Source organism: Solirubrobacter soli DSM 22325, from assembly GCF_000423665.1.
In the GTDB taxonomy this organism is placed as follows: Bacteria; Actinomycetota; Thermoleophilia; order Solirubrobacterales; family Solirubrobacteraceae; genus Solirubrobacter; species Solirubrobacter soli.
On record NZ_AUIK01000024.1, the window covers coordinates 109,767 to 129,803 of the forward strand.

Annotated in this window: 25 protein-coding genes; 20 read left to right on the forward strand and 5 right to left on the reverse strand. The window is 70.4% G+C overall.

The window, feature by feature from the left end; all coding sequences use genetic code 11:
• Nucleotides 1-3: 3 nt before the first annotated feature.
• Together G569_RS0119330 and G569_RS0119335 are read right to left on the reverse strand one after the other, a co-directional pair.
• The gene (locus G569_RS0119330; RefSeq protein WP_028064633.1) at nt 4-1,506 is read right to left on the reverse strand and encodes a DISARM anti-phage system protein DrmE domain-containing protein; all 1,503 of its coding nucleotides are present in this window, start codon (nt 1,504-1,506) and stop codon (nt 4-6) included.
• The gene (locus G569_RS0119335) at nt 1,503-2,516 is read right to left on the reverse strand and encodes a hypothetical protein (RefSeq protein ID WP_157592148.1); all 1,014 of its coding nucleotides are present in this window, start codon (nt 2,514-2,516) and stop codon (nt 1,503-1,505) included. Before G569_RS0119335 ends, G569_RS0119330 begins: the two co-directional genes overlap by 4 nt.
• 58 nt (nt 2,517-2,574) lie before the next feature.
• Between G569_RS0119335 and G569_RS0119340 the strand changes: the two genes are divergently transcribed.
• The 5 genes from G569_RS0119340 to G569_RS0119360 all read left to right on the forward strand — a co-directional run bounded on the left by G569_RS0119340 (nt 2,575) and on the right by G569_RS0119360 (nt 6,298).
• Nucleotides 2,575-3,414: a hypothetical protein gene (locus tag G569_RS0119340; protein WP_028064635.1), complete on the forward strand. Its 840-nt coding sequence runs from the start codon at nt 2,575-2,577 to the stop codon at nt 3,412-3,414.
• Between the two features lie 71 nt (nt 3,415-3,485).
• Nucleotides 3,486-3,893, forward strand: a complete 408-nt coding sequence (locus tag G569_RS0119345) for a very short patch repair endonuclease (RefSeq protein ID WP_028064636.1) — start codon at nt 3,486-3,488, stop codon at nt 3,891-3,893.
• A 41-nt stretch (nt 3,894-3,934) separates the two neighbouring features.
• A complete protein-coding gene (locus G569_RS0119350) occupies nt 3,935-4,165 on the forward strand; it encodes a hypothetical protein (RefSeq protein WP_028064637.1) in 231 nt (76 codons plus the stop codon).
• Between the two features lie 41 nt (nt 4,166-4,206).
• A complete protein-coding gene (locus tag G569_RS49830) occupies nt 4,207-5,226 on the forward strand; it encodes a DNA cytosine methyltransferase (RefSeq protein ID WP_064750404.1) in 1,020 nt (339 codons plus the stop codon).
• Nucleotides 5,227-5,407: 181 nt separating this feature from the next.
• Entirely contained in the window at nt 5,408-6,298 is an 891-nt protein-coding gene (locus G569_RS0119360; protein ID WP_211233026.1) for a NaeI family type II restriction endonuclease, read from the forward strand.
• Between the two features lie 127 nt (nt 6,299-6,425).
• Here the strand turns inward: G569_RS0119360 and G569_RS0119365 are convergent, their stop codons facing one another.
• Nucleotides 6,426-7,850: a restriction endonuclease gene (locus G569_RS0119365; protein WP_211233027.1), complete on the reverse strand. Its 1,425-nt coding sequence runs from the start codon at nt 7,848-7,850 to the stop codon at nt 6,426-6,428.
• A gap of 593 nt (nt 7,851-8,443) precedes the next feature.
• Here G569_RS0119365 and G569_RS0119370 point away from each other — a divergent pair.
• From G569_RS0119370 to G569_RS0119380, 3 genes are all read left to right on the forward strand, one after another.
• Nucleotides 8,444-9,286 (forward strand): ParA family protein, encoded by an 843-nt coding sequence (locus tag G569_RS0119370; RefSeq protein ID WP_028064640.1) that lies wholly within the window; start codon nt 8,444-8,446, stop codon nt 9,284-9,286.
• Nucleotides 9,283-10,188 carry a ParB/RepB/Spo0J family partition protein gene (locus tag G569_RS49835; RefSeq protein ID WP_053226671.1) on the forward strand — a complete coding sequence of 302 codons (906 nt, stop codon included), beginning with the start codon at nt 9,283-9,285 and terminating at the stop codon, nt 10,186-10,188. The genes G569_RS0119370 and G569_RS49835 overlap by 4 nt, the downstream gene beginning before the upstream one ends.
• Before the next feature lie 737 nt (nt 10,189-10,925).
• Nucleotides 10,926-11,204, forward strand: a complete 279-nt coding sequence (locus G569_RS0119380) for a hypothetical protein (RefSeq protein ID WP_028064641.1) — start codon at nt 10,926-10,928, stop codon at nt 11,202-11,204.
• 220 nt (nt 11,205-11,424) lie between these two features.
• Here G569_RS0119380 and G569_RS58435 read toward each other — a convergent pair whose 3' ends face one another.
• Nucleotides 11,425-12,033, reverse strand: coding sequence for a hypothetical protein (locus G569_RS58435; protein WP_157592149.1), 609 nt, complete (start codon nt 12,031-12,033; stop codon nt 11,425-11,427).
• A gap of 227 nt (nt 12,034-12,260) precedes the next feature.
• Between G569_RS58435 and G569_RS0119390 the strand changes: the two genes are divergently transcribed.
• The 9 genes from G569_RS0119390 (at nt 12,261) to G569_RS0119430 (ending at nt 16,830) form a co-directional block, all read left to right on the forward strand.
• A complete protein-coding gene (locus G569_RS0119390; RefSeq protein ID WP_028064643.1) occupies nt 12,261-12,617 on the forward strand; it encodes a hypothetical protein in 357 nt (118 codons plus the stop codon).
• A 195-nt stretch (nt 12,618-12,812) separates the two neighbouring features.
• Nucleotides 12,813-13,004, forward strand: coding sequence for a hypothetical protein (locus G569_RS0119395; RefSeq protein WP_028064644.1), 192 nt, complete (start codon nt 12,813-12,815; stop codon nt 13,002-13,004).
• 374 nt (nt 13,005-13,378) lie between these two features.
• Nucleotides 13,379-13,603 carry a hypothetical protein gene (locus G569_RS0119400; protein ID WP_028064645.1) on the forward strand — a complete coding sequence of 75 codons (225 nt, stop codon included), beginning with the start codon at nt 13,379-13,381 and terminating at the stop codon, nt 13,601-13,603.
• 148 nt (nt 13,604-13,751) lie between these two features.
• A complete protein-coding gene (locus G569_RS0119405) occupies nt 13,752-14,477 on the forward strand; it encodes a response regulator transcription factor (RefSeq protein ID WP_028064646.1) in 726 nt (241 codons plus the stop codon).
• Nucleotides 14,474-14,992 carry a hypothetical protein gene (locus G569_RS0119410; protein ID WP_028064647.1) on the forward strand — a complete coding sequence of 173 codons (519 nt, stop codon included), beginning with the start codon at nt 14,474-14,476 and terminating at the stop codon, nt 14,990-14,992. The genes G569_RS0119405 and G569_RS0119410 overlap by 4 nt, the downstream gene beginning before the upstream one ends.
• Nucleotides 14,985-15,602: an NADAR family protein gene (locus G569_RS49845; protein ID WP_053226672.1), complete on the forward strand. Its 618-nt coding sequence runs from the start codon at nt 14,985-14,987 to the stop codon at nt 15,600-15,602. Before G569_RS0119410 ends, G569_RS49845 begins: the two co-directional genes overlap by 8 nt.
• 40 nt (nt 15,603-15,642) lie before the next feature.
• Complete coding sequence (locus G569_RS49850) at nt 15,643-16,209, forward strand: Uma2 family endonuclease (protein ID WP_053226673.1); 567 nt, start codon at nt 15,643-15,645, stop codon at nt 16,207-16,209.
• 144 nt (nt 16,210-16,353) lie between these two features.
• Complete coding sequence (locus G569_RS0119425; RefSeq protein ID WP_028064649.1) at nt 16,354-16,575, forward strand: hypothetical protein; 222 nt, start codon at nt 16,354-16,356, stop codon at nt 16,573-16,575.
• Between the two features lie 18 nt (nt 16,576-16,593).
• Complete coding sequence (locus G569_RS0119430; protein ID WP_157592150.1) at nt 16,594-16,830, forward strand: hypothetical protein; 237 nt, start codon at nt 16,594-16,596, stop codon at nt 16,828-16,830.
• A gap of 122 nt (nt 16,831-16,952) precedes the next feature.
• On the opposite strand, the gene G569_RS61265 is transcribed toward G569_RS0119430, so the two are convergent.
• Nucleotides 16,953-17,534, reverse strand: coding sequence for a DUF2510 domain-containing protein (locus G569_RS61265; RefSeq protein WP_157592151.1), 582 nt, complete (start codon nt 17,532-17,534; stop codon nt 16,953-16,955).
• Between the two features lie 153 nt (nt 17,535-17,687).
• On the opposite strand from G569_RS61265, the gene G569_RS0119435 reads away from it, so the two are divergent.
• The 3 genes from G569_RS0119435 to G569_RS0119445 all read left to right on the forward strand — a co-directional run bounded on the left by G569_RS0119435 (nt 17,688) and on the right by G569_RS0119445 (nt 19,545).
• Nucleotides 17,688-17,981, forward strand: coding sequence for a hypothetical protein (locus tag G569_RS0119435; protein ID WP_028064651.1), 294 nt, complete (start codon nt 17,688-17,690; stop codon nt 17,979-17,981).
• A gap of 65 nt (nt 17,982-18,046) precedes the next feature.
• Complete coding sequence (locus tag G569_RS0119440) at nt 18,047-19,246, forward strand: hypothetical protein (protein WP_028064652.1); 1,200 nt, start codon at nt 18,047-18,049, stop codon at nt 19,244-19,246.
• Complete coding sequence (locus tag G569_RS0119445) at nt 19,243-19,545, forward strand: hypothetical protein (RefSeq protein WP_028064653.1); 303 nt, start codon at nt 19,243-19,245, stop codon at nt 19,543-19,545. Before G569_RS0119440 ends, G569_RS0119445 begins: the two co-directional genes overlap by 4 nt.
• The last annotated feature ends 492 nt before the right edge of the window (nt 19,546-20,037 follow it).

Consider the following 20,037-nt stretch of genomic DNA (forward strand, 5'->3'; position numbering starts at 1 on the left):
GGATCATCCGAGCCACAAGTCACCTTCAATATCGAACACCCTGCGAAGGCGGCTCCGCGGAACGGTGGCTAGATCCGGTGCACGGCCAGTGATGCGCGCCACGCGAAGCGTGCCCTCGCCGTCGATCTCCTCGACCTCGTAGTCGTCCCAGCCGTTCTGCAAGAGGGCGCTGAGGTCTGCCTTTTGCAGTTCGGCGAGAAGCAGCTTCCGGATCTCGTTGCCGGCCTTGATATGGGCCTTCCAGATCTTGTCCATCGCTTCCCACATCGCTTCCGGCTGTTCCTCGCCGATCAGCGCGCAGATCGCGGCGAAATCGCTGTAGTCCCGCGTCCTGATATTCGACGGATCGGCCCAGCGCCGGACGTTGTTCTCAGACGCGATGTTGCTTCCTAGGCGCTGGAGCCTGCGCGCGACTTGCGCGGCGCCAGCGTCGTCAAGCTCGGAGATGAGGCGGCCCTTGATCCGGCGTTGAAGGCGCCGCAGGTCCGCCGCTCCGGCTCCGAGGAGCTTGTCCGCATACGTCCGGACGTAGTTCTCATCGCCTTCTGTCCGCACGACGAGGAAGTCGCCCTGAGCGAGGTCTGCCACTGCGACTTGGTGGACGAGGAGCTCTTCCTCGACTTGCGCGACATTCGCTCGCGCGCCTTCCCTGCTCTCGAAGTGGACGCCTTGCCCGGAGGCCAAGACGAAGAGCGCCGCTTCGACTGGCTCGCCCGAGCTGTCCGCATCACTGTGACGGGCAGCACGCCGTACCGCATGCCACTCGATCTGGGGAACCACTTCCCCGGCCTCGACAACCGGCCGCCCGTCGCGAGGGTCGCGGGCGGGCGCATCTGCGAGCGCCTGGCGGACTCGCTTCTGGCTCCCGCTGACGAGATCCAGCTCGGGACGGCGGTCGCGGAGCCACCCAAACCGCACGAAGACGAAGCGCTCTGCACGCGGAGCGCGCAGTACGCGGTCCGGGAACCACTCTGACGGCCCGACCGCGATAACGTCGTTTACCCGCGTGCGGCTCAGCTCGGCCGCCGTCAGGACTGGCGCTTCCATGAATGCTTCGCTGACCGCCCGGGCGTGCCGGCCCTCGACGAGGAGGATCGCAGCGTCCTGGTGGGAGGCCATCTGCTCCCGGACGGCCTCACCGAGCGGGTCGTCGCCGCAAGCCCACAAGTGCTCGAGCATTCCGGCGACCGCGCTCGCCAAGTGCGCGTGATCAGGTGCGACATCGCCCGCGCGCCGTAGCCGCGGGAGGACTTCATCGGCGACGGCTTGCACGCCGAGAGCTGGAGAGTTCACCGGCAGCGGTACCGTGGCCAAGCGCCAGCGCAGCGCGCGGAGCGGACGCGCGATGCTTGCCCAGTATCCCTCGGCCGCCTCATCTCCGACCGATCTCAGCAACAACTGGATCTGGTGGGAGAATTCCTCGACGACCGGGTTCTCGACGATTGCTGGATGCCCCGTCCACGTCCGGGCGAGCTGGTGCAGCCGATCAGCGGCGAGGAGGGTCACGCTGCCTCCGTGAATGCGGCGAACTCGATCCCGTCAGGCACCACCAGGCGCCAGGACAGCTCCGTGTCCTCCGCGGCGTACGCCATGTCCTGTGCGAGCTCGGCGGAGGCGTCCTCGGCGCTGATCGTCGACCGGTCGAGCACCACGAGCTTGTGCGCCGAAGGCCACAGGTGCCGGTACCGGAGAAACGCCCGCCCGCCGTCAAGTACCGCGACCTTCGGAACGAGCTCCCGGTGAGCGCTCGCCGGCTCGGCCGATGACGAGATCGCGGCGGAGCGGTAGAACCGGTGCGCTTCGCGGAACTGCTGGACGCGTGCCAGGTCCTGTAAGACCCCGGACCGGGCTTCATCCGGTCCGCCACTCGGGAACAATGATTCCTCGCACATGTCCTGTTCAAGGGCGGCCAGCGTCCCGACCAGGACGACGTCGCACCGCTTGGTCGTCGCGAGGCTGAGTGCCGCAGGCCCGCCCACCAGTGCCTGGAGCAAAGGCGATGTCCGGACGGTGCGCGCCTGCAGCGTGCCGCCGGACTCGCTTTCCCCGGTCAGCCGGATCTTCAAAGCGTGGGCGATCGTTAGCTTGCGTGTCTCGCCTCGCCTCAGCTCGAAGCAGATGCGCTCCTCACCGTCAGCCGGCGACACTTCGAATCCGCACCACCGGCCGTCGTGCACTCGGTCCTTCGGGCCGAAGTACTTGATCGGCGTTCGCGGTGGTGTCTTGCGCAGAAGCTCGATGTGGGCCGCCACATCATCCGGAGCCATAGCATTGAGCTCATCGCAGCGCAGGACTGCAGCCGCGGCAGCGAATGCAGCCGCGAAGTCGCGAACCGGCACCGACACGACCGCAGTCGTCGGGCGCCCCGGAGCAAGCCCGGCCAGGCCCCGGCCTAGGTGCGCCATGAAGCATGCCCATTCGGGGATCCGAGTTCGCCGCGCGTCACCGTCAGCGTCCTCGGCGCCCGAGAACCACAGATCAGAAACCTTCGGTGAAGATCGCCCAACCACTTGCACGGAGTCGGGGAAGGTATGCCGTATCTGACACCGGATCAACTCCCAGCGCGTTTAGGTTGTGCAGCTGACCTCGATGGTGGATCAACTGACAACTGGGGCTGACGCCACGACGTACGAGGATGTCGTCAATCGGTTCGGCCGCAGCCAGCGGGCGTCCGGGGAGCTCCGCCGATGGCGGGCGTTGCCAGGCAAGGCGCCCGTCGTCAGCTTCGCCGAGCAGATGCAGACGCGAGCGGCGTATCTGATCTCCCCCGAGCACGTCGAAGAAGCATGCGAAGCGACCCGTCACGCGCTTGAAGGGCCTGCTGGCCAGCGGCTGAGGAGATCGATCGGCGAGTCGGTCACGGAGATCGCCAACTGGTATCCCAATTTCCCGATCGTCCACTCGCTGTACTGGGCGGTCGAGCACCTGCAGCGGCCACCATTGTGGGACGAGTTCATCGCCCTGTGGCGAGAACAGGAACCAGCCCGCACGATGCTGGGCCTCCCTGCAGCGCAAGCGATTGCTACTGCTGAACAGGCGGGCCGCTCACGAGCTGATGCGGAGGAGGCGATGTGGTGGCGTCTAGGCAACGCCTACTACTCGCTGCTCCGCGAGTTGTACGTCTTGGCGGTGCTGCGGGACACTGGGCGGGCGGTGGAGTACCACGTTCTCGCTGACGCGCTGTTCCGGGTCGACTTCTGGCTGGGAGACACCGTCATCTCGCTATTCGTCGCCAACGCTCGCTACCGGGACGCCGAGGGAGCGGGACGTAAGCTGACCGCAAGAAGACTGCTGAGCGACTTCCCCGGTTTCAAGTTCGTCGAGATGCCGCGACTGACACGGCGCGAGTACGGGACCGTGCATCTTCCCTCCCGGGCCGAGATCGAGCAATTCGCCGATCGGTTCCTCACATGAGGGCGGGTAGGCTCGGATTCGTGCCCGTTCGGGTCCCTTCATCTCCCGGGCCTTCCGCGCGCAGCGCGAACATGCGCGCCAACCGGCGTCGCGATACGGGTCCTGAGCTGACAGTGCGCCGCATGCTCCACAGCCGGGGGCTGCGCTATCGCGTCGACTACCCGATCAAGCTCCCGGGCCGGAGGCCGATTCGCCCGGACGTCGTCTTCGCGGGCCTGCTTGTCTGTGTCCGGATCCAGGGCTGCTGGTGGCACGGATGCGCGGAATGCAGCAAAGAGCGCAAGCCGCCGCCGCCGGGTTACTGGAGCGCAAAGATCGCGCGGAACATCGAGCGAGACGGAGAGCAGCTCGCAGCTCTACGCTCCGCGGGTTGGACGGTCCTCACGTACTGGGAACACGATGACCCCGCGGCCGTTGCCGCCGATATCGAAGAGCGCGTGGCCGAGGCGCGCCAGCGGACCAGCCGGGACCGGGCATGAGAAACCCGGCACCGTTCATTCTCACGCAGTGCGATGACGGAGTGACAGAGCTGCGCGCATTCAGCGATGACTCGGACGATCCGATCGTCCTCCCGTTGAGCGCGGCGGACGGTCGCGCCTTCGGGCTCGCGGTAGCCGATGTCCTGACCGCGCTCGACGCGGGCGTGCGTCCATTGCCTCAGACGGAGCTAACGATTGCTGGACGCCGCGTCGTGATCATGGGCACCGAAGAGCTCGGGCTGAAGCTTGACGTCGAGCGCCCGGCGAGGTGATCTCGAGCGGTCACGTCCGAACGGGGTCCTATCTTCTCGGCGTGGCTCCGGTTGCTCAACTGACCTCGGTGGAGATTTGCGCTGGCGCTGGCGGCCAGGCGCACGGTCTCGAGAATGCGGGGTTCAAGCACCTCGCGCTCGTCGAGAACGATCGCTGGTGTTGCGAGACTCTCCGGGCGCGCCGCCTGTGGAGGGATCAGGTCCGCGAGCTCAGCGTGAAGGAGTGGAAGGCCACGACGTTCAAGGGCCGGGTGGACCTGTTCGCAGGGGGTGTTCCTTGTCCCCCGTTCTCACGGGCCGGACGCCGGCTCGGCGCAGACGACGAACGTGACCTATTCCCTACAGCGATTGAGCTGATCCGCGAGTGCGAGCCGCGAGCCGTGATGCTGGAGAACGTGCGCGGACTCCTCTCCCCCGACTTCGATGACTACCGGCGTACCGTGATCGAACAACCGCTCATGAACATGGGCTACGTCCCGCGATGGAAACTTCTGGAAGCGCGAGACTACGGCGTGCCGCAGTTGCGGCCCCGGGTGCTCCTTGTCGCACTGAAGGAGGACGCCGACGAGCACTTCGCGTGGCCCGACAAGCGCCCCGAGGCGACAAGCTCCGTTGGTGAAGTATTGCGCCGGGAGATGGGTCGCGGCGGTTGGAGCGGCGCAACTGAGTGGGCTAAGCGAGCCAACGGCATCGCTCCCACGCTCGTGGGCGGGTCGAAGAAGCACGGCGGCCCGGACCTCGGTCCGACACAGGCTAAGAAGCAGTGGGCAGCGATGGGAGTCAACGCCCACCTCGTGGCGATTGAGCCGCCCGCGCCAGACTTCCCGCTCGACGGTAATCCGATATTGACCGTGCGCATGGCCGCGATGCTGCAGGGCTTCCCGCGCGATTGGCCCTTGCAGGGCAGCAAGACCGCCGCGTACCGCCAAGTGGGCAACGCGTTCCCACCCCCGGTGGCCGAAGCTGTCGGGAGGAAGATCCACGCAGCGCTCCTGGCTGCTGCCGCAGCCCCGCCGGCTGATCTTGCGGCGCGCCTTGAGCGCGAGCGCGCCGCGGCGTAGCTTGGTAGAAGCGCACCCCGGCACGTAGGGACATAGCTATCGCACGGCGAACTCCCGTGCGATGCCTCGCTCCCCTGCCAGCGGGACGCTAGTCCCTCGCACTAAGAGGTTCCGTAACGAGCCTAGGCACCTGGTGGGGGCTGACCCGCCCGCGCGCGGCGCGGACCCTGAGCTTGATCGCGTGACCGACTACATCGTCACCGCCGACCCTCACGGCGAGAGGCTAGGTGACGTACTCCGCGACACCTACGACCAGCTACTCGATGGCCAGGCCACGGGCCGCTGGGACTGGCTCACGCTGCGCAAGACCGAGAAGACCCATATGGGGACGTTGGTCGAGATCAATCTGCACCGGGAGTTCGACTTCGGCGACGGCGACAAGATGGACTACTGCATCGATGGCGCCGAGGTCGACTGCAAGTTCTCCCAGTCGCTCGGCGGGTGGGAAATGCCGCCAGAGTCAGTGGGCCATCTATGCCTCGTGGTTTGGGCGAGCGATGACCTCAGCCGCTGGGAAGCCGGGCTCATTCGTGTGCACGAGGGGTTTTTGCGACCGGGTGGCAATCGCGACGCGAAGCGGCGCCTGACCGACGAGGGTGAGAGCCGGGTCCGATGGCTTTACGACAGGCCCCCACTTCCCGAAAACCTGCTGCTCCATCTGACCGATGAGGCCCGCGAGCGGATCTTCAGCGCAGGCAGCGGCCAGCAGCGGATCAACGAGCTCTTCCGGTCGGTCACCGGCAGGATCATCCGCCGTGCCGTGATCCTCACGGTCGCGATGCAAGACGACAGCCTCAAACGCGCGCGGGACGCGCGGCTGCCACGCCATCTTGGACGCGAGGGATATCTGGTCCTTGGCCATCAAGAGCAGGATCCGCTCGTGGCAGCCGCTCTCGGCCTGCCGGTTCCCCGTAAGGGCGAGTTCATCAGCGCGCGAGTCACTCCACACGACGGGCTGCCTGGTCCCGGTGTCGCGGAGATCAACGGCAATCTCTGGCGCGTCGCCGGTCCGGACGACACACCACCGGCAGCGCCGCAGCTAGTTCGCGTCGCACGCCGAGACGCTCGCTGACCAAGGTGTATCACGGCACAACGCTGACTTCCCCGGCCGACGGTGTGGCGACGACAACTGGCGCGGGTCATCGCGCCCTCATCGGCGCTTCGTTGCGGCGCCAAGAGGAACCCGAGAGCCGCGGAGATCACATTGGCGGGAAGTTCGCAGACAGCCAGGACTTGACTGCTTCCGGCGTGGCGTAACCGTGCTCCTTGAGCAGGTCGGTGATGTCGCGGCCGCAAATCACTACGACTGGGTGCTGATCGTCGCGCAGCTCCGCGTAGGCCTGCCTGTTGAGGCCGCTGGTGGTGACGAAGACGCCGAACTGGCGGTGACGAAGCCGACTGATGAGACGCGCAACGTCACGAACCCCGGACAGGTTGCTGGGCGCATAACACTTGGCTTCGAGGCTGAAGTCCAGGTGGATCTGATCGGCTTGCGGGCCAAGCGAGTACCGGCCGATCGCGTCGCGGCCGCCGTCGCGACTGCGGCGGGTGCCCTCGATGAAGCTGACGGCCTCCTTGGCCATCATGCGCCACAACGCAATGGCGCAAGCTTCGAACTCGTGGTGCCTTCTGTGGAAATGATCGGTTATCGCCCTCAGGAGCGCCGCGTCGGCCGTTGTCGCAGGTCCCTGCTCGGCGGGTGCGCGCCACGTACGGGTCCGTGCGGCGCGGAGGGGCGTGTACTTGCCGTTGTCGATGAACCCGTGGAACGGCGGCGGGCATGCCGGTCCCGGTGGAGAGCCGGTAGCAAGTTCGCCGATCCACGCTCGCGCGACCGTGGTCCCGGTGTCGAGGATGGTGAAGATCGCCCGGTAGTTCTGGAAGCGCTGGCCCGCGGTGGTGCGCCAGATCGCAACGAGGTCTGCACCCGGGAGCAGCTCGGCGGCGCCGGGGACCGCGAGGCCGAGGAAGGTGACGTCGCGGCCGCCGCCCGCGGCGGCCTTGCGGAATACGAAGAACGGCGGGATCGCGTGTCGCTGAGGCGGCTCACCGTGCAGCGCGTCAAAGCACGCCCGCAGCAGCCTGTTGCCGCTGCGGGAGGTCGCGTGCAGGTCGGAACCCGGGACCTTGTTGTCGCCGAAGTAGGTGAACTGGCCCGTCTCCTCGTCGAGGCGGTCGGGCCAGTCAAGGTCTTCGCCAGAGCTGAACAGGACTGCGAACTTGACGCTGCCGGACTGGACGCTGCCTGCGGTGCGAAAGCCGCCTTGGTTGCCGACGCCGGGTAAGAGGCGGTGTAGCGGCTCGGCTCTGATGTCGGGTTGAGGTCCCTGCTCGTAGATCGTCCCGATCGTCAGGTCAGCTGTCGGCAGATCCGCATACGCGACGCGCGTCGGCATAGCCCCGAGTATCGCCGAACCGCGCAATGCCCGCATCGGCCCCGCCGTCCAGGCCTTTAAGGCCTCGATGATCTCGTCGCGACCGAAGGCGGGGCGGGCTCGGGGCAGGCAGGCGCGGCAGCGGACGCCAAGCAGGGCCGGGCCGCCGCAGCCGCGGCAGACCGTGGCCGCGAGGTAGCGGTAGGCGGTGCGCAGGTCGACGCCGAGGTGTTCGGCGATCGCGCGCACCGGCTCTCCGGCCGCCCGCAGCGCCGTGGCGCTCGCGACCGCTCGCCGAGCGGGAGGTCGTGCTCGACCGTAGACACGGGGAGCCCCGCGGCTTGCAGGCCCGCGGTCCAGGAGCCGAAGTGGTGCGCGGCGGTCCCGGCGCTTGGCCAGCGCGGGTGCTCGGAGCGCCAGCGTGCCGACCCGGGGCCCGGGCCGGTTGCCGTGGCCGACCATTCGTGCGCGCGCGGCCGCCCGCCGCGCACGCGTGCCCAGTCCTGCATCGCGGCGACGATCGCCTCCGTGTCCCAGCTGCCGGGGTCCCCGGCGCGGATCTCGTGTGGCACGCCGCCGGCGGGGCTGCGGCGCGGTTGGGACTCGCGGGCCGACCCGGCGCTCATGGTCGCCAGTTTCGCAGCGCGCGCGCCGCGGCGGCAACACGGCGGGTGCGCGACCCGCCGTCGGCCGCCGTGACGTCCGTATCCCAATCCGAGCCGCACTCCGCCGCTGCAGTGGTCATCGACACCGGCGTTGGCGGCTTGATCGGCAGGCAGGCGTAGCTGGGTGCGGCGGCAACGTTCCACGTAGAACATCACCGTCCGCGGGAGGAGCCTGTCGTGTTCACGATCGCCGTGTTGAGCCACAAGGGCGGCGTCGGCAAGACGCTGACGTGCGCCAACCTCGCCGCGGGCCTTGCCGACCTGGGACACGCAGTCCTGATGGTCGACTTCGACCCACAAGCCGATCTGTCCTCCAGCTGGGCGCTGAATGACGACGCCACTCGTCTGCGCATCGAGGACTCGCTCGAGCACACAGACGCCGACGTCAGCGACGCGCTCGCGCACATCCCGCTCGGCGACGGCGCCGGAAGCCTGGCCCTCCTCCCCACCGGCCACGAGCGCCTGCGCCGTCAGACCGCTCGCCTGCTGGGCGGGGATGGTCGCGAGCTTCGGCGGCTCCTGGACCCGCTAGACGGCCGGTTCGACATCGCGCTCGTGGACACGCCCGCCGGCGACACGGTCTTCGGACGCCAAGCGATCGTGGCCGCTCACGCGGCGATCGTCCCGCTGCTGCCCGGCTACCACGAACTCCGCGCGCTGACGCGCGCGCTCGATGTGCTCGACGAACGCGCACAGCACGCGCAGACCCGCCTGCACCTCCTCGGCGCCCTCGTCCTGAACGCCGATCCGCGCTGGCGCTCGACTAAGGAGTACGGCCGCCACCTCGCCGCCATGGCCGCCACGCAGCGACTCGCGTTGTTCGACACCGTCATCCCGCGCCACCAGCCGGTCACCGACCACGCGCGCTACGGCGTGCCCACCGTGTGGCTGAGGCCCGCCAGCACCGTGGCCGTCGCCTACCGCGAACTCGCCCACGAGGTCACCGGCCGTCTCGCCGAACTCGACGCGCACCGCGCCGCGGACGACATGAACCTCGGCGCCGCCAGGCCAGCGCGATGACTCGGCCACCGACGCCCCGCGCCCTGCCCACCCGCAACACAACGCGACGCACGGCCGCCGCGCCGGGGCGATCCGATCCCTTCGGCACACCGAGCTCACCCACCGACGCGCGCCTTCGCGAACTGCCCCTGGACGCGATCACCCCGAACCCCGAGCAGCCCCGGAAACGCTTCGACGCGGCAGCGCACGAGCGCCTCGCCGACTCGATCCGCGAACGCGGCGTGCTGCAGCCCGTGCTCGTCCGCCCGCTCGGCGACGAACGGTTCGAACTGATCGCAGGCGAGCGGCGCTGGCGCGCCGCGCAGCTCGCCGAACTCGACACGATCCCGTCATACGTACGCAGCGACACCGACGACGCCGCCGCACTCGAGCTCGCCCTGATCGAGAACGCCGCCCGCGAGGACCTCACCCCGGTCGAGGAGGCCCGGACGCTGAGCACGCTGATCGACGACCTCGGACTCACCCAAGCCGCGCTGGCCAAGCGGATCGGCCGCAGCCGCTCCGACCTCGCCAACACGCTGCGACTGCTCGACCTCCCCGACGACGCGCTGGATCTGATCGGCGCCGGCCGGCTCAGCAAGGGGCACGGCAAGAGCCTGCTGGCTCTCCCGGACGCGGCCGAACGCAGCCGGCTGGCGCGACGTGCCGTCGAGGCCGGCTGGTCGGTGCGGCAGCTCGAGCGCGCGATCTCGGCGTCCGCCCCGCACCGCCCGGAATCCCCAGACGGAGTCGACGGTCGCGCCGCCCTCGCGCGCGAGCTCACCGAACGCGCCGCCGGCACCATCGACATACCGGTCGAGGTGCGTCCCCGTGGTAACGGCTTCGCCGTGCGGCTCCTCGCGGCCGACCGCGCCACCGTCGTGTCGGTCCTCGCCCGACTCGCCCGAGACGCACAGCCGTAACCTCTCAGCGCCGGACGCTGTTGGTCGCCGCCAACGCGACGGTCGATCCGAGCGCGTCGCCGTGCACACAAGGATCGTCGTCCCGCGCGTTCCCTGCCACGCGTGCGACCACAGGTCGGACCGCGCCGCGCCGCCTCCGTCGCGTGCCGCCGTAGTTGAGCGAAAGCGGCCACTACCTCGGTGAAGCGCAACGCCGCAAGGGCGCCGGAACTCCCGCCCCGCCGTGGCTCGCATGATCTGCGCTGGCGCACGTTCGAGTCCCACGAACTTGGGCGGAGCGTGACGCTCCGCAGCTGCGACATCCCAGCGTTAAAGAACTCGATTTGCAGCCATTTTGTCCGCCGTTCCGCCCAAGTAGCGGCGAACCGCGGCCGGAGACTTAGGTAGGTCGAACCTGGCCGCAGCCGCGGCGTTCGACCGTGAAGCTCGGCTTCCGGACCTCCCGTACGACGCCTCATCCAGAGAGGCCGTCAGTGAGGCGCGATGGGCGTGTCCACGGCGCTCCGGCACGGGAGGTGTGTCGGTGACGTCGCGAATCGTCAAACGGCGGCGGTAACGTACGCGCTTCTTGTGTACGGCTCACCGTTTCCGGTGACCTCCCCGCACTGACGGGGCCTGTACCGCCACAACCGACAAAGGACAGCGTCCGTCACTCCGAATGCCGGACGTCCCCACTGGTTGATTCCTGTTGCAGCGGCGAGTGCGCTCTAGCGTGAAGCGAGTGGCAAGCTAGCGCCATGTCCGACTTCCCCGCCCGTTCGCAGGCGCTCATAGACGCCACGCCGATCACGAAGGTCCGCACCGGGGTCAGAACCACCGTCGAGCTGACCGCCTACCCCGACGGTCACGCGAACATCGCCGTCGGCACGGTTGACACGAGCCAGCGCGGCTCGATGCGTTACCAGCGGGCCGACAACCTTCCGCTGAACCACAGGCGCGAACTGGAGCAGTTCCTCGGCGCGATCCTCGACCGCCTCTTCGACGCGGCGGCGGTCGAGGACCAAGCGCGGACATAGCTCACTCACTCGGCGACCCCGGCGGCCGGATCCTGGCACACGAGGCGCGCTGTCCGCGGCTCCGTGTCGCGCCGGGCGGTGAACCACGCCGTGTGCTGGATGGACTCGTTCAGCGCCGCCGGACAAAGTCGACCAGCCATTCCGCTGGTCGGTTCGAGCTGCGACTGTCCGGCGTAGTCGAGCCCACGGTGCCGGTCGCGGAACCGGCCTCGCCGCGCCCTTAAGGGCTCAATGCGTCGTTGTCACGGCGGGCGTCAGCAATCGCTTCGGGAAGCTCCGCGTAGCTGACTGGCTTGAGCCCCCACTTCGTAAGGGTCGCCAGACCCGCACTCTTCTGCCCGGTGGCCAGCAACCGCCGGTGGGCCATGACCCGAAACTCCCAGGGCTCGACATCCAGCGGGTCATATTGCTCCTGCTCGGTCGCCGTATGCAGAGCAAAGACCCACACATGCACGCGGGATTGCGGATCGACCGGCACGTACTCGCCGAGTTCCTCCGTCCACACGGTGTCGGCGGCCACAGCTCCGAACGTCCATGGCGGCGTCGACTGGCGCTTCATCGCCCAGCCTTGCAGCAACCCGGTGGCCTTAGTCTCCACCTTCGTGCCATCCGCGGCCAGGACGTCGTACGGTCCCCACTCGACGCGAAACGCGGACGGATCACCGACCGCTCGCGCGATCAGCCATTCGATCAACAGGCCGCGCGCAGTGTTCATCTGCAGGTCGCCCATGGCCCAGCGCCAGAAATCGAGCACTGTGGCGGGACCCAGCTGCTCGGTGCCTTCGAGTCGCTTGACCTGAGCACGCTGAACCAACGGTCGTTCTGCCATGGGCACGAAGTGCCCGAATAGCAAGTCCGACGAACCGGCGCAGGGTCGCGGACCGAGTTGGGTTGTCGGCGACAAAGGCGCAAACCTGCACCGAGCTTCGACTCAAGGGAGGTCCGATGTTCTGACCGTGCCCGGCGCCGAGCCGGGCCTTTCCACGTCCCCGAAAACGCGTCGACCCCAGAGAGGCAACTCCGGGGTCGAGGTCGAGCCAAAGGAGGCTCAGCACAATGCATTGGAAGCGTACCACCGCCCCGGACGGCATTCCGGGATCTCCGGGCCCGCCGTCCACGGCGGACGACCCGCCCGCCTCGAGGCGGGCGAGCGGCGTCAGCGCCGCGCTGCAGGTCGCGTGCGAATTCGCGCGCCCGGGCGTGCGAGTCCACCACCGGCCGACGCTCGCGCAGCTGCGCGCGATGGCCGTGTTGGACGGGCATTCGCCGGCGAGCTACCCGCTCGACCCGGCGGTGAGCTGGCTGCCCGAGTCGCTGCCGGCGGACTTCCCGCACGGCAGTGTCGGCCTGCGCTTCGCGCACGCCGGCGGCGAGCTCGTGACGCTGCCCGACGGCTGGAGCTTCTCGCTCTGAGCTGACCACGGCCCGGCGAAGGTGACACGCCTCGCGCGTGACCGCCTCGCCGCCTGAATCCGTGACGGCCCGGACGCCGCTCCCTCACCGGGGTGGTGGCCGGGCCGTTCGTCGTTGCGCGACCAGCCCGCCCCGTCCGTGGAGCGGTGCCGGACACGCGCACACCACCGACCCAAGACCCGGAGACCGATACCGATGTTGAACCCAACCCTCACCGGGGCGTCCACGCACGCCCAGATCGCCGACACCGACGAGGCGATCCTGCGCTACGCGGTCACCACCCGCCGCCCCGACCGCGACGTGCCCCTTGACGAGCAGCCCGCGTGGCTGAAGCGCCAGGAGCGCCTGGAGATCCGCGCCGAACTCGCGGCGCACGGATTGCTCTAGCGCTCCCGAGAACCGTACGAACACCTGGGCCCGGCGTCATCGCCGGGCCGCGCGACGCCGAACGCGCGCGGCGCGCCCGCGGACCGCGCCGGCGGAGCTGGTCAGACTCCGCTCGGCCCGTTCGCGGTCGGCGTCGGCGGGACGGCGACGATCCGCGGGCGCGGCCGGGGCGCGACGTCACGAGCGTCCAACCCGGCTCTGCACCTAAGAGCCGCGACGCACGCCGACTGTGACCGATCCGTGCGCCCGATGTCCGCGCGCCGACCGCGCCCGGCGGCGAGACCCATCGCCGGAAGTCGCCGCAACCGCGGCAACCGCCGCTGCGCGGGTGACCCGCGGCGCGGCCAATCCAACTGCCCAGTGAAGGAGCCCCCATGTCCGATCTGCTGCTCGTCGCAGGCCTGCCCGCTGATGTCGTGAACGGAGCGCCCGGCATCTCGTTCGCCGGTCCGCGCGCGCTGAGCGAGCGCGACGAGTTCGGCGCGCTCGACGGCCCAGTGGGCCTGTTCCGCGCGCCGCTGGAGCCCGCCGCCCTGCAGGCCCGCGAGGACCTCGGCCATGTGCTGTGCGCGTGGCTGCCGCGCGAAGACCTGCTCTGAGCGACGGCGCCTGACCAATCCGACCCGAGTGCGCGCCCGGCAGGCAGCCGGGCGCGCCTCCGGAAGCGTCGCGCAGGTGGCGCGACGCGACCTCGCATCCCCTCGCCGTCCCCGCAGCCCGGGGCGGCCGATCCCTGGAGCGCATCCCATGCCATCCACCCGCTCGATCCTGCTCGTCGAGGAAGACGCGGTCTGCCGCGGCTTTCTCGCCGACAACCTGACCGCCGACGGCTACCAGGTGATCGTCGCCGCCGACAAGGCCGACGCGATCAACAAGCTCACAACCGGGCCGGACCTCGTGCTGTGCGACGTCAACGGCCACACGCTCGAGCTGCTCGACGCCGTCCGCGGCGCCGCCGGGCTCGCCGCCCGGATCGACCCGGCCACTCCGCTGATCGTGCTCACCCGCCACGCCGACGCGCTGATGCGCGTGCGGCTCTTCGAGCACGGCTCAGACGACGTCGTCCGCAAGCCGTTTCACTACGGCGAACTGCTGGCCCGCATCCGCGCCGTCCTGCGGCGCGTGCACCAGCCGCCGAGCGGCCGGCTGATCCGCATCTCAGAGCTCGAGATCGACCTCGTCGGCCAGTCCGTGCTCATCGCCGGTCAGCCGGTCGCGCTGGCGGCCAAGGAGTACGCGCTGCTCGTGCACCTCGCCGGCGACCCGACGCGCGTGTTCACCAAGGACGAACTGCTGCGCGACGTGTGGGGCTACCGCACACCCGGAATCAGCCGCACGCTGGACTCCCACGCCGCCCGGCTGCGCGTCAAACTGCGCGCCGCGGGCCAGGCGCACTGGATCGAGACCGTCTGGGGCGTCGGCTACCGGCTCGCCCCCGTCGGCCTGGTCGAACGCGAACGGAGCGCGGCGTGAACCGCCCCCAGCCGCTGCGGCGGGCGCGGCCGCTGCGCGCCGGCATCCCGCCCGCGCGGCGCACGCCGCTTCACCGCCGCACCCCGCTGGCCCGCGGCACCAAGACCCAGCTGCGGCCGAGTGCGCTCCAGCAGGCCGCGACGCCGAGCGCCCGGCGGCCGATGGCGGCCAGCCAGCCACAGCGCGCCAAGATCATCGGCGGCGCGTGCGTCGTGTGCGAGAAGACCAACGGGCTCATGCCCGCGCACCTCGCGGCGCGTGGGATGGGCGGCTGCGATGACCCCGACTGCGTCGTGCCGATGTGCTGGGTGCACCACCGCGCCTTCGACACCGGCGGGCTCGACCTGCTGCCGTACCTCGAGCCGCGCTGGCGGACCGAAGTCGCGCACGCCGTCGGCCACCTCGGGCTGATCAGCACCTACCGGCGGCTGACGGGCGGCCGCCTCCCGGCCGCCGAGCTCACGCCGCCACCGCCGCCCGAGCGGCCCCGACACGGCGGAGGGCGCCGTGGCTGACCCGCTCCCGCGGGCCGGGCGAGATCGCATCGACCGGTTCGACAACACGACGTACGAGTTCCTGGGCAACTTCTACGCGTCTACCGTCCGGATCCGAGCCGACCGCCAGGGCCTTGAGCTGATCGAATGTGCGACCGTCGAGCACGGCTTTCAGGCCTGCAAGGCGCTCGAGCCCGACCAACGCCGCCTGATCGCCGCGGCGCCCACACCCGCGCAGGCCAAACGGCTCGGCCGCCGCGCCTCACTGCGCCCCGACTGGGAGCAGGTCCGCGAGGACGTCATGCGGAGGCTGCTCGCCCAGAAGTTCCGGCTCGGCGAGCCGCTCGCCCTGCGCCTGCTGGCCACCGGCAACGCCGATCTCGTCGAGGGCAACCACGGGGGCGACCGCCGCTGGGGGGTCAGCGAGGGCATCGGCCAGAACCGGCTCGGGCAGCTGCTCATGCAGCGGCGCGCGGAGCTGCGCACGGCGCTGCGAGAGCAGACACCCGCGCCGTGCGGCTTCTGGACGGCGGCGCCTGGCGGGGACGAAGCAGCGCCGCGCGATCCGCAGGGACTGCGGACGCCCGATCACCGCGATCGCGAGCGCGACCGACGCCATGAGCGTCGATGAACGCCGATCCGGGGGCGCGCGCGGGCGTATCCTCCGTCGCATGGCCGCCGCCGAGCACCTGGGCGTCGACGCGCTGCTGCCGCTCTCGCTGAAGAACTACCACCGGCTCGTGGAGGCCGACGGGTTCGAGGGCGAACGCGTGGAGCTCCTCGACGGGCTGCTGGTCCGCATGAGCCCGAAGTCCGAAGCCCACGAGGCGGCCACGGAGTTCCTGCTCGAATGGCTGATGCACCACGTGGACCTCGACCGCTACAGCGTCGGATGCCAGCGGGCGCTGACGATCGGCGACTCCGAACCCGAGCCCGACCTCGTCGTCCGCGAGCGCGGCACCCCGAAGCCATATCACCCGTCCAGCGCCGTGCTCGTGATCGAGGTCGCCGCGTCCTCGCTGCCCGTCGACCTCGCCGTCAAGGCGCCGCTGTACGCGTCGGCCGGGATCGCCGAGTACTGGGTCCTGGACCTCGACGGGCGCCGCGCGATCGTGCACCGCAGCCCGGAGGCCGGCGGCTACCGGGAACGCCTCGAGGTGCCTGCTGACGGGCAGCTCGTCAGCGTCGCGCTGGCACTGCCCGCGCTCCGCGTCACCGACGCACTCGACGCCGACTAACCGACTAACCGCAGGCGCCGCTCGGGCCGGCCGCAGAGCACGAGCGGCCTGCGAGGCCCCGCCGCCCGCTCGCGCGCAGCGCGCCGCCGGCGTTCCAGCTGCGCGCGAGTCGAATCCCTCTCGAATGATGAAGGAGGCACATCAATGACCTACCGCGCGATCGTCATCGTCCTGCCCGCCGCAAGGGAGGACGGACTGCAGATCCACGCCGCTGCCGCGGGCGCCGTCTTCGTCGGCGAGCCGTGGCACGTCATGCCCGTCAACGTCGAGGACTGCGAGCGAGGTGACGGCGGCCCGCACGCACAGTGGGGACTCGCTCCAGAGTTCGACACGCTCGGCGTGCTCGACCAGCACCCCGAGCTCTAAGCGATAGCGTTGGTCACCGTGGTCCCGAACCCCGTCGTCGTCGAAGTCGTCGCGTTCGAGGCGCTGCGAGCTGACGAGCGCGGCAGCCGTCGAGCCATCGTCAGATGGAGCGACGGCACGACCGGCGAGGCACTGCGCTGGTACGACGATGAGGTGCTCGTCTGCGAGGGCGACCTGATCGGCAAGACGATCGCCGAGCTTCGCACGCTGCACTTCGCACGCGACAAGCAGTTCCTGCGCGACGAGCAGGGCTAGGCTCGCGCGTTCCCAGCCGTTGCGTGTCGGTGCAGGCAGATGGTCTCGAGCGCCCGAAGTCAACTTCGCGCTGATCGACGCCTGCCGGCGGCCGACGCGGCGCGCTAGACCAGGCAGCCGACTCAGCGTGATGAACGCCGGGACCGCGAGCCGCGGCGGGCGTGTGGTTCGCGGTCCCGCGAGACGTGCGCGGTCCAGGTCCGTCCGTCCCAGTAGCGGTTGCGCCCGGGCTGGCGCGGGTCGGGGTACCAGCCGGGTGCTTCGCCCGCCGGGGGCGCCGGCGGCGGGTCGGGCTCGGGTCCAGGCTCGGGCTGCGGTCCGGGCTCCGCCGCGGCCGGTGGGCCAGGCCCTCCCGGCTGCGGTTGAGGATCTGCTGTGAGCTGAAGTTCAGGGTCGGGCGCCGGTGGCGATGCAGGTGCATCCGGCTCGGTGTCCTGCGCGGCGGGGCTCGGCGCCGCGGCGGGGTCTCGCGATCGGCTGAGGAGCCCAATCGCGCCCAACAGCAGGGCGCGCAGGGCGAGCCCGAGCATGCCGACCAGGCCGCCCAGCCCGAAGCCCGCCACCGCCAGTGTCATCGCCACCGCCGGCTCATCCGGCGCGATCCTCCGGCCCGCCCACGCGCCCGCGGCCGCGCCGCAGACCGCGAGCCCAAGCACGACGATCAGCCAGCGACCCCGTCCCCCGCTGCTCGTCCCGCCGCTCACGACCGCACGAGCATAAACGCCGCAGAACGAGGACCCGCCGGACCGCGCTGAAGGTCAACGACACGCGCGCTCGTGGACACGGCGCACACGTCAGCGCGGAGCCTCATGCCCAATTCCGCCTTCTGTTCACAGCCCTCCCGCGAAAGGAGCGATATGCCTCCTCCCCGCATCGCAGCCACCTACCGCGCCCGCGACGGCCGCCAGCACGACGTGCTCGTGCTCACCACCCCGGCCGGCCGCTGGCGCATCCTCGACACGACCGACACCGAGGTCGTGCACGTGGAGACGCTGACCGGCTTCGACGACCTGCTCTCCCAGGCCACCGCCCTGGCCGTCGACTACGCCGCCGAGCAGCGGGCCTACCACGACGGCGAGCGGCTCGAGGACCCGCTGCCGCGACTGCGCCCCGACCCGCCGAGCGAGGAGGAGCCGGCGTGCGCGGCCTGACTCACGCGCCGACGATCACGGCAGGCACACGGACGCCGGCTGCCAATGGTGGTGGTAGGCGCGCCATGCACATCCTCCGGCCGCCCACCTCGCCCGCCCCACCGGCCCCGGCGCCCTCGCTCATCACCGCCGGGGCCGGCGCGGGCCCGCTGCCATGCCGGGTGCGGCTCGCCGACGGACGCGTGTTCACCGGCGCGCTGCCCGCCGCCCGCCATCGCTCACTGCAGCTCGGGCTGCTGCACGCCGACACGGCGGGGCTGGTCGAGCTCACGCCCGGGACGCGCCGCGCCGACGGGCGGCTCGAGGTCGACCGGCGCCGCCAGCTCGAGCACTTCCGGCCCGGCGGCGCCGGCGGCGAGGCGGGCTGGCTGCGGGCGCTGCTCGACCACGCCGAGCGGATCATCGCCGGCACCTACGCGAGCGCGCGGCCCGGGGAACGGCCCGGTGAAGAGGTGTTCGTCGGCGTCGCCCCACGCGAGTGTCCTTCCGGGAGCCGCGACGCCGTGGCGGGCACGCGCTGGCTGTGGGTCGACGTCGACCGGCCCGACCGGCTCGACGCGCTGTGGGCGTTCCTGGCCGAGCGGCCCTGCCAGCTGCTGATCGCCTCCGGCGGCAGCGGCGGCGTGCACGCGTACTGGCAGCTCGCCGAGCCGCTGCCCGCCCGCCACGTGCGGCCCGACGGGATCGTGACCGAGCCGATCGAGCGCGCCCACGGCCGGATCATCCGCGCACTCGGGGTCGACGAAGCAGGCCGGCCGAACGTGGCCGACCCGCGCTGCGCCGAACGCTCACGCGTGATGCGCCTGGCCGGCACGATCAACTTCAAGACCGGCGCGTGGGCGCGCGTGCTCGAGGCCGATCTCGCGCTCGCGCCGTACGCGATCGAGGAGCTCGTCGGCGACCTGCCCGACGCGCCGACAGCCGCGTCCGCGCCGCGCAACGGGCGCCGGGACGGGGCGTCGGACGACCCGTACAAGCGGATCGCGCCGCCCGAGTACTTCGAGCTCCTCGCCGGGATCAGCGTGCCGCGCGGCGGACTCGTGTCCTGCCCCGTGCCAAGGCATCGCGACCGGCACCCCTCCTGCAGCGTCGCAACCAGGCCCGAGCAGGGCTGGTGCTGCCACAGCGCTAGCTGCGGCGCGCGCGGCGCGATCTACGACCTCGCCTCGGTGCTGGAAGGTGGGCCCTGGGGGGAGCAGCTGCGTGGCGCGGCGTTCGCGCGAGCCCGCGCTCGCGTGATGCAGGTCTTCGGCGACCGGCGATGACCAGTGTCCGCCCCGCCGGCCGCGTCACCGCATCTGCGACCGAGCAGAACGCCTGGGTCGTCCACGCGCGCGACGTGCTCGACGAGCGCCTCTCCGGTCACGACGGCCGCACCTACACCAGTCCGCCGCAGCCGCGGGCGTCCGCGCTCGCGCTCGTTGCCCTGCTGATCGGCCCGCGTGACAGCGACGACGGCAACCACTGGACCGTCGCCACCGCGGGCGGGCGACGGGTCGTCGACCTCGACCCCGCAGGCCCGAGTTGCGTCCCCGTTGCAGCGCGCGACCCTAACGGTCAGTAGAGCCTGCCCCGACCGTGGACGTCGATGTCTTTGACGTACTTGGCGTAGTGCGCGTTGAAGTCCTCGCCCGTCGCGTCGTCTCGCCACCGCACCTGCTGGAGGCCGCGGCCGGCGAAAGGGCCGTTGGCGTCCGGCGAACGACGCGATCCGCCACCTCGTCCGAGTCCGAGGACGCGGAGCACGGGCCCGGTCTCCCGCTGGCCACCTTCAAGACCTGAGCGTCTCCGGGACTCCCAGAAGAGCTGGCCGATTCGCGAACCCACCGACGTGCGACCTCCGATCGATGTGACGTCGGCATCGTCGCGGAAATCCCGCTGCGACTCAACCGCCGGTCTCGTCGTCCGCTGCGTTCGCTGTCGGGTCGACCGTGAGCCGCGGGAACGGTGCTCCATGGTCGTCAATGACGAGCGAGGACGGCTCGGCATTTTCCGCAACTGGGAACGCCGGAGCGTCCGAGTGGATGCAGCTCGCTCGTCCGAGACGTGTCCGAGT

What these genes read in the sequence shown, in the direction of transcription:
- G569_RS0119345 (WP_028064636.1), top strand. Translation starts at nt 3,486, where the DNA reads ATGCGCGCCAACCGGCGTCGCGATACGGGTCCTGAGCTGACAGTGCGC.
- G569_RS49835 (WP_053226671.1), top strand. Translation starts at nt 9,283, where the DNA reads ATGACTCGGCCACCGACGCCCCGCGCCCTGCCCACCCGCAACACAACG.
- G569_RS0119380 (WP_028064641.1), top strand. Translation starts at nt 10,926, where the DNA reads ATGTCCGACTTCCCCGCCCGTTCGCAGGCGCTCATAGACGCCACGCCG.
- G569_RS58435 (WP_157592149.1), bottom strand. Translation starts at nt 12,033, where the DNA reads ATGGCAGAACGACCGTTGGTTCAGCGTGCTCAGGTCAAGCGACTCGAA.
- G569_RS0119390 (WP_028064643.1), top strand. Translation starts at nt 12,261, where the DNA reads ATGCATTGGAAGCGTACCACCGCCCCGGACGGCATTCCGGGATCTCCG.
- G569_RS0119395 (WP_028064644.1), top strand. Translation starts at nt 12,813, where the DNA reads ATGTTGAACCCAACCCTCACCGGGGCGTCCACGCACGCCCAGATCGCC.
- G569_RS0119400 (WP_028064645.1), top strand. Translation starts at nt 13,379, where the DNA reads ATGTCCGATCTGCTGCTCGTCGCAGGCCTGCCCGCTGATGTCGTGAAC.
- G569_RS0119405 (WP_028064646.1), top strand. Translation starts at nt 13,752, where the DNA reads ATGCCATCCACCCGCTCGATCCTGCTCGTCGAGGAAGACGCGGTCTGC.
- G569_RS49850 (WP_053226673.1), top strand. Translation starts at nt 15,643, where the DNA reads ATGGCCGCCGCCGAGCACCTGGGCGTCGACGCGCTGCTGCCGCTCTCG.
- G569_RS0119425 (WP_028064649.1), top strand. Translation starts at nt 16,354, where the DNA reads ATGACCTACCGCGCGATCGTCATCGTCCTGCCCGCCGCAAGGGAGGAC.
- G569_RS0119435 (WP_028064651.1), top strand. Translation starts at nt 17,688, where the DNA reads ATGCCTCCTCCCCGCATCGCAGCCACCTACCGCGCCCGCGACGGCCGC.
- G569_RS0119440 (WP_028064652.1), top strand. Translation starts at nt 18,047, where the DNA reads ATGCACATCCTCCGGCCGCCCACCTCGCCCGCCCCACCGGCCCCGGCG.
- G569_RS0119445 (WP_028064653.1), top strand. Translation starts at nt 19,243, where the DNA reads ATGACCAGTGTCCGCCCCGCCGGCCGCGTCACCGCATCTGCGACCGAG.